The sequence below is a fragment of the Bacteriovorax sp. DB6_IX genome, assembly GCF_000447775.1.
Classification (GTDB): domain Bacteria; phylum Bdellovibrionota; class Bacteriovoracia; order Bacteriovoracales; family Bacteriovoracaceae; genus Halobacteriovorax_A.
In genome coordinates, this window is record NZ_AUNJ01000287.1 from 1 (window position 1) to 7,287 (window position 7,287).

Genomic DNA, 7,287 nt, shown 5'->3' on the forward strand with positions numbered 1-7,287 from the left:
TACAAGGCCCTTGTTGTTTCAGATACAAAGACTAAAGTAACCCTAAAAGTGATGTCTATGCTTCATAAGTACGGGACTGAAAAATGCATTTATAAGAATGGTCAGGAAGTTTCCCTGAGAAAATCTCAGATAAAGGGAGATTTGAAATTCATTGGAAAAAAGAGAGTGATGAATTTTAGGGCCATGAAATACACTGGCAAAGGTTCAAACGGAAAGACAATCTCTGGTGAACGCTTCTATTTAAAGAAAATTTAGATTTTTCTTACATGTCTCAGGGCCTTATTGGCACCTTCTTTCAGAAAAACAATTGTAATATAAGTTTAAAATCTTACATTTTCTTGTAATTGGCACTTTTTCGTCCTCTTCAGAGGCCAAGGGGGTCACAAGAATCAAATCCTTTCCTATATTAAGTTTCAGAGAGGGGTTTGAAATAATTCAAGTCTCCATTTTTTGCTCTAGTGGAAGGAGTCCTTGATATGAAGAAAAGTAGGGTCGTAACTAAATTTTTAAAAACAGCAGCATTAGTTTTACCAACGACAATGATGCTTGTTTCTTGTGGGAAGACAGCGCCAATTGGAAGCGCCGAAATAGATGAGGCCGCAAAGATCATCATCGGTGAAGTTGATTGGAGAGATGTTACTGAACTGAGCTCACAAAATCCTATTAGAAAATCATCAAGGGCAGTCGCAGATGTTCAATTTGCTAATGGCGGAAGATGTACAGGTTTCTTAGTTGCTGACAATGTGTTGATGACAAATAATCACTGTATCAAGTCAGCGAGAGATGTTGTCGGAATGAAAGTTTTTATGAAGCATGAAACTGGAAGACAGAAATCTGATTACGCAGAAATCTCATGTACACAATATGTCGGAACAAATGCTCAATTGGATTTCTCATTAGTAAAGTGTAGTGGGACTCCAGGGCAAACATATGGAAAGGTAGAACTAGATGGTTCTGGTGCTACGGCCGGTGATGATGTTTACGTTGTTCACCAAAACTGTGATTACTACTCAGACTATGACTGTGACTGGTCAAAGAAATACTCAGAAGGAAAGGTAACAGAAGTAACAGATATGGTTTCTCACAATGCTGATACCCTTGGTGGGTCATCAGGAAGTCCAATCTTCTCTGCTGATTCAAATAAAGTTATCGCGATCCATAACTCAGGATACGGTGGAAACTGGATGGGAAGAGGAGTAAAGAATATGGGAGTTCCAATGAGTCGAATCGTTCCATATATCGAAGCAAACTTCCCAGGGGTGTTAGCAGCGAGTTCTACTGACACAGGTTCTGACCAAGGAGATGATACTCAAGTTGGTGATGATAACGATACTTATGCAAAGGCCTCATCATTAGCAAAGAATAAAACAGTACGTGGTTTAGCAATTGATTCAAAGGAGGATGTTGATATCTACGCTGTTTCAATGAAGTCGGGAGAAGTTTTAGATTTCTCAATCTTCTTCTCACATGCTGAAGGAGATCTTGATTTCAAAGTTTATAAGAAGGTTGGATCGAATTACAAGTTTGTTAAAGCAAAGGAGAGTTCATCAGACAATGAGTCAGTAAGAATGAGAGTTTCATCAAATGCCACATACTATGTCAAAGTATTTGGGTACAGAGGAGCAAAAGCCAAGTATGACCTTGTTTTTAAGAAGTACTAAGAAATAAATAAAGGAGAATATATGTAAGCCCCGGCGTAAGCTGGGGTTTACTCTTTGTAGTGATCTTTTGGAAAAGAAATTTGAAAGCGAGTTATTCCTTGTGCCTGATTAAGAAACATATCCCCACCAAGAATTTCAATATATCTCTTAGAAAGAGAAAGCCCGATACCGGTTCCACTTGATTCCTTAGTTGTAAAGAATGGCTCAAAGATTTGATGCTTGATCTTATCTGGAACACCTGGACCATTATCTTCGACAGCAATATGAAAATAGGTTACTATCTTCAAAAGAGCTAACTTTTATATACCTTTCATCTGTATCTGAAATAGGACTTGCTTCAAAAGCATCAAGACTATTTCTAATAAGATTAAGAATAACATTTTCGAACTTGTCGTAATTCGCCTTCACTGTGAAATTCTTTTTGATCTCGGTATGAATCTTCACTTTTCTTGATTGAGAACGGTGAGAGAAATAACTGACAGAGTTTAGAAGAACTTCACCTGAATTAATTTCTTCTTCGGCTTCAACACTTGAAGAGTCAGCTTTTGATTTTAGAAGATCGAGCTGTCTTCTAATTTTAGCTGCGGCCGTATTGGATTCCTTGAGAATTGAATTGATCTCTTCATCATCAATATTCAACTCTGCTAAACGATCTTTTAGGAAACTTTGTGATGAGACAATAACTTGAAGGGGAACCTGAAGCTCATGATTTATTTCTAAACTCAGCTTTCCAATTGTGGCGAGCTTTGTTGATTCCATGAGCATATCTTGTGCAGCACTTAATTCACTTAAGGTATCTCTCATTAATAGAGATTTCTGCCTTTCATTATTTTTTCTGTGGGTAATATCTCTTAAACTTCCCACTAGAACTTGCTTGTCTTGAAGATCGACTGCTTTAAGTCTTAGATCCCCATAGGCCGTCGCCGTTCCTTTTGCCCAAGAGATCTCTCCACCAAAGAAGTTGTCTGTTTTAAGATTAGTGAAGATATCCTTAGCAGGAGGAGAACTTAGAAGTTTAAAAAAGTTATTCTTGTTGAGATTAAGATTTCCCTTGAAGAGACTTGAAAATGTCTTATTGGAATAGATGATGTCTCCATCAGTATCAATGATAAAAAGGGCAACATCGAAGAGGTCTAATAGGTATGAATTCTCCTTCAAACCATCTTGAGGGTTTTGAAGATTGGCAATCATTTGACTTAATTTATCAATATATTGTCCGGTGTTCATAATAAAGAGCCTTTAGTCATCTAAAGTAAATTATATATCTAGACCGGACAAATATGGCCCTATTAATTTTAGTGATTAATGTCAGCTTTTGTTAATAGTCTCTAAATTGAGCCACTTACAAATTGTAGAATCCTGCTTTCATACCAATAAAGTTCTTCATGGGAGCGCCTTATGAAGCCGACATGGCCGCCTACTTTCGGGGTTTCAAGGAAAACGAGTTCACTATTTTCTGCAAACTCAAAAGGGTAGCACTCTTCCCCTAAGAAAGGATCATCAAGAGCGTTGAGTATATAAAGAGGAACGGTAATATCTTTAAGATATGGAAGTGCAGAACCTTTAACTCTATAGTCTTTTCCACTTTCATAGCCATACATTGGACCGACAACGTGCTCATCAAAGTCACTAACAAGTCTAGCCTTTTTGATTGCCTTAAGGTCTATTTGAAACTTGAGGTTCTTGGCCTTTTTAAGAACTTTCTTCTTCATCGATCTGACAAAGATACCTTGATAGAGAAGCTTAGAGACTCTAGATGAAAGGGCCCTTGAAGAGGAATCGAGATCAAGTGGCGTGGAAATAACAAAAGCTCCTGAAACCTTCTTTTCAATATCATGGCCTAAACGTCCAAGATAGTTGCATGTGATGGAGCCACCGAGAGAAATACCGACTAAGTAAATTTCTTCCATATCTTCTTTGTAATAGTCAATGATGACTTCAAGGTCAGAAAAGTCAGCTCCATTGTAGAACTTATTTCTATGAATTAGATTTTCATCACAAGTTCTCATTGTCCAAGTTACGACATTATAACCTTCTTGATGAAAATTCTTTGCCATATGTAGGATATAAGTATCTTCTCCATTTCCTTCAAGACCATGAGTGATAATGATAAGTTTCTTAGACTTGTCTGTTTTATAATTTAGGGAAGAAAGCTCCTCGCCATCAGGTGTGGCCACATGAATTTTCTCTCCATGGTGTTTTTCTGGAGGTATGCGAAAGAGAAAAGGAAGTATCGTTTGAATATGGCCATTGCGTAAGAATTTAACACAATCGTAATTGGACTTAACTAATGGCATGAGTTCCCCTTATTCAAACTGCACTTTTTTAATTCTCTTTAAGTATAGACCTACTAGTGACAGTGAGACAATAGTTAGTCCTATGGCCAGCCCGGCCCATAGTCCTTTAGCCTGCATATTAAGCTTATAAGATAGGTACAGGCCAATAGGAATCGCAATTAGCCAGTGACCACAGAATGTTAGAACCAGTGGAAGCTTGCTAATTCCCATCCCTCTAAGAATTCCCCACATTGTAATTTGTAGACCATCTGGAACTTGAAAGAGGGCAACATAGAAGAATAGTGCGCTACCATAGGCAATAACTTTTGGATCAGAAGTAAAGAGGGAGACTAAGAATGTCGGGATCAAAACATAAGTTAAGGCCGTTAAAATCATAAAGCCCTCTGCCATTAAAATACATCCAAGGGCATAGCTTTCCATCTTTTCTTTATTCTTTTGCCCTAAAGCATAACTGACTTTTACCCCCGCAGTTCCATTTATTGCAAGTGGTACCATAAAAGTGAGTCCTGCAATATTGAGAACAATATTATGGGCAGCTGAGATATGTATAGGCATCTTTCCAATAAGAACAGTGACTGTTGAGAACATAAGAACTTCAACGAGTGTTCCTAGTCCAACAGGAAGTCCAAGTTTAAGTAGTTCATTCACTCTCTTCTTAGAGACATGAAGTGAGCAAGGAACAACTTTTGATGTGTAAATTAAAAGGATAATTGCCATTAAAGTTCTGGTAATAATTGTCGCTATGGCAGCACCCTTTACTCCAAGGCTTGGAATAGGACCGTAGCCAAACATTAGAATCCAGTTCATTCCAATATTGACGACATTCATCCCTATAACGAGTCCATTAGCAAAGAATGTTTTTTCAAATGACTGAAGGTATTCTTTCGCTGTGTGAAAGAAAAGAGCAGGAATTAATGAAATGGCCACATAGTAGAGGAAAACCTGAACCTCTGATTGAATATCTTGATGAAGACCAATGTAATCAAGATTGTATGTCAGCACATAGAGAAGAGCCGTTAGGATAACTGAGATAAAGCTACAAAGTACAAGTGAGCTTCCCCACATCTTTTCATCTCTAGGACAACTTCCTTCACCGCGAATTCGAGAACTAATACTACTAACAGAGAAGAGTGTTGAAACTCCCAACATAATAAATGGGGCTACAATTGCTGAACCAACACCAATGGCCGAGAGAGCTTCAGTCGAGTAGCGGCCAGCAATAAATGTATCACCAATCCCAAAGAGCATTTGGCCAACCTGGCCGATGATAAGCGGAATCGTGAAGAGAAATAACTCTCTAAAAGTAAGTCGAATTTTATTTAACATATTGGTCCAAAAAAAAAGGCTCCCATAAGGGATCCTTGGAATATTCTATTGTTTACTTAATTCTTTTGGGACTCCAAGTGGAATAGCGCTTAGTAGCTTCTTAGTATAAGGATCTTTTGGATTCTTATAAATTTCTTCCGCTGGACCGTATTCTACGATTTGTCCTTTATTCATAACACCAATCTCATCAGAGATATACTTAACAACTGATAGGTCGTGTGAAATGAAGATATATGTAAGACCTAGTTCATCTTGAAGGTCTTGAAGTAGATTTAGTACTTGTGCTTGAACAGATACATCTAGTGCTGAAACAGACTCATCACAAATAATAAATTCTGGCTTAAGAGAAAGAGCTCTGGCAATACAGATTCTTTGTCTTTGTCCACCTGAGAATTCGTGTGGGTATCTGTTAAGGTGATCTCCTTTAAGACCTACTTTTTCAAGTAGTTCACCAGCATACTTATATCTATCAGCTTTTGATCCACCAATACCGTGAATTACCATTGGCTCAGTTACGATATCACCAATAGTCATTCTTGGGTTAAGAGATGAGTACGGATCTTGGAAAATGATCTGCATTCTTTCTCTCATCTTTCTCATTTGATTCTTACCAAGATCAGTAACATTGATTCCGTCGTAAACAACTTCACCTGCTGTCGGCTCAATAAGTCTTAGGATAGATCTTCCTAGAGTTGTCTTTCCACACCCTGATTCACCTACGAGTCCGAGAGTTCTACCTTTTCTTACTTGAAGGTTAACGTTATCTACGGCCTTAAACCAATCAACAGTTCTACCAAAAATTCCACCTTTAATAGGGAAGTGTTTCTGGAAGTTCTTAACTTCAAGAAGGATTGGGTTATCTTGCTCGTTAACAGCTCTAGGCTTCTTCATCTCAAGAGAGCTTACATCAATATCATCTTCAGCTGCGAGGAAATCTTCAACAGTTAGAAGTCTTGTTGGGTTCTCTGTTAAGCTTGGTCTACAAGCGAGAAGACCTTTCGTGTATGGGTGTTTTGGATTTTCAAATAGTGCTTTTGTCGTATTTTGTTCAACAAGATCACCTCTAAACATTACGGCAACTTCGTCTGCAATGTCAGCGATAACAGCAAGGTCGTGAGTAATGAATAGCATACTCATTCCGTGCTTCTTTTGAAGATCAAACATTAGTTCAAGAACTTGCTTTTGAATTGTTACATCAAGAGCAGTTGTTGGCTCATCACAAATTAGGAGTTCTGGCTCACATGCCATGGCCATTGCGATCATTACCCTTTGCTTCTGCCCACCAGACATCTGGTGTGGGTATTTTTCAACACTTTCTTCTGGAGTAGGGATTCCTACTTCTTCAAAAAGTTCGATCGTTCTCTTTCTTGCTTGAGTTTTATTTAAACCTTGGTGAAGCATAAGAACTTCATCAATTTGGTTACCTGTTGTAAAAACTGGGTTTAGAGATGTCATTGGCTCTTGGAAGATCATCGCGATCTTGTTTCCACGTAGCTCTCTTAATCTCTCCTGTGAAACCTTTGATAGGTCTTCACCGTGATAAAGGATTTCACCTTCAGCAATTCTTCCTGGAGGATTAGGGATAAGACCCATGATCGCAAGTGAAGTTACAGACTTTCCTGAACCTGACTCACCAACTAGTCCAACAGTTTTCCCTTTTGGGATTGTTAGATCAAGTTTCTTAACTGCTTGTACAGTCCCTTCATCAGTTCTAAATTCAATCGTTAGGTTTTTAATTTCTAGTAGTGTTTCTGACATAGATTCTCTTTTTTTCGTTTTCAATAGAATTAACCCGTAATGCTAATTAATATCATTTCTGACATGAAGAATCACGACTAATTCCATCATAAATAGAACTTTTCACTTTATCGTCTATTTGACCTGCGTCATATGTAGTTTTTTCATTATTAAACCAACACTTAGGTCTCATTTCTTCAGAAGTGACGACCTTGCTTAGCTTTGTGTCATATCCTGAAAGAGCCCCTTGTAAATAGGTATCGAGA

General features: G+C 38.1%; 8 protein-coding genes. 2 read left to right on the forward strand and 6 right to left on the reverse strand.

What is annotated here, in order from left to right:
* Window positions 1-255: hypothetical protein (locus M901_RS08415; RefSeq protein ID WP_034721400.1), on the forward strand; the 255-nt coding region annotated here is incomplete at its 5' end.
* A gap of 221 nt (window positions 256-476) precedes the next feature.
* A complete protein-coding gene (locus M901_RS16460; protein WP_021277770.1) occupies window positions 477-1,661 on the forward strand; it encodes a serine protease in 1,185 nt (394 codons plus the stop codon).
* 47 nt (window positions 1,662-1,708) lie between these two features.
* Here the strand turns inward: M901_RS16460 and M901_RS08425 are convergent, their stop codons facing one another.
* The 6 genes from M901_RS08425 to M901_RS08450 form a co-directional block, all read right to left on the reverse strand.
* Window positions 1,709-1,948 (reverse strand): ATP-binding protein, encoded by a 240-nt coding sequence (locus tag M901_RS08425; protein WP_021277771.1) that lies wholly within the window; start codon window positions 1,946-1,948, stop codon window positions 1,709-1,711.
* Window positions 1,908-2,888 carry a HAMP domain-containing histidine kinase gene (locus M901_RS08430; protein WP_034721404.1) on the reverse strand — a complete coding sequence of 327 codons (981 nt, stop codon included), beginning with the start codon at window positions 2,886-2,888 and terminating at the stop codon, window positions 1,908-1,910. The genes M901_RS08425 and M901_RS08430 overlap by 41 nt, the downstream gene beginning before the upstream one ends.
* Before the next feature lie 101 nt (window positions 2,889-2,989).
* Window positions 2,990-3,958: a YheT family hydrolase gene (locus M901_RS08435; RefSeq protein WP_021277769.1), complete on the reverse strand. Its 969-nt coding sequence runs from the start codon at window positions 3,956-3,958 to the stop codon at window positions 2,990-2,992.
* A gap of 9 nt (window positions 3,959-3,967) precedes the next feature.
* A complete protein-coding gene (locus M901_RS08440) occupies window positions 3,968-5,284 on the reverse strand; it encodes an MATE family efflux transporter (RefSeq protein WP_021277774.1) in 1,317 nt (438 codons plus the stop codon).
* Between the two features lie 45 nt (window positions 5,285-5,329).
* Window positions 5,330-7,042 carry an ABC transporter ATP-binding protein gene (locus M901_RS18260; RefSeq protein WP_021277772.1) on the reverse strand — a complete coding sequence of 571 codons (1,713 nt, stop codon included), beginning with the start codon at window positions 7,040-7,042 and terminating at the stop codon, window positions 5,330-5,332.
* Window positions 7,043-7,094: 52 nt separating this feature from the next.
* A partial coding sequence (locus M901_RS08450) for a hypothetical protein (RefSeq protein ID WP_034721407.1) occupies window positions 7,095-7,287 on the reverse strand: 193 nt, incomplete at its 5' end.

Coding starts and splice junctions, on each gene's coding strand:
- M901_RS08440 (WP_021277774.1), bottom strand. CDS start 5,284: ATGTTAAATAAAATTCGACTTACTTTTAGAGAGTTATTTCTCTTCACG.
- M901_RS08435 (WP_021277769.1), bottom strand. CDS start 3,958: ATGCCATTAGTTAAGTCCAATTACGATTGTGTTAAATTCTTACGCAAT.
- M901_RS16460 (WP_021277770.1), top strand. CDS start 477: ATGAAGAAAAGTAGGGTCGTAACTAAATTTTTAAAAACAGCAGCATTA.
- M901_RS18260 (WP_021277772.1), bottom strand. CDS start 7,042: ATGTCAGAAACACTACTAGAAATTAAAAACCTAACGATTGAATTTAGA.
- M901_RS08430 (WP_034721404.1), bottom strand. CDS start 2,888: ATGAACACCGGACAATATATTGATAAATTAAGTCAAATGATTGCCAAT.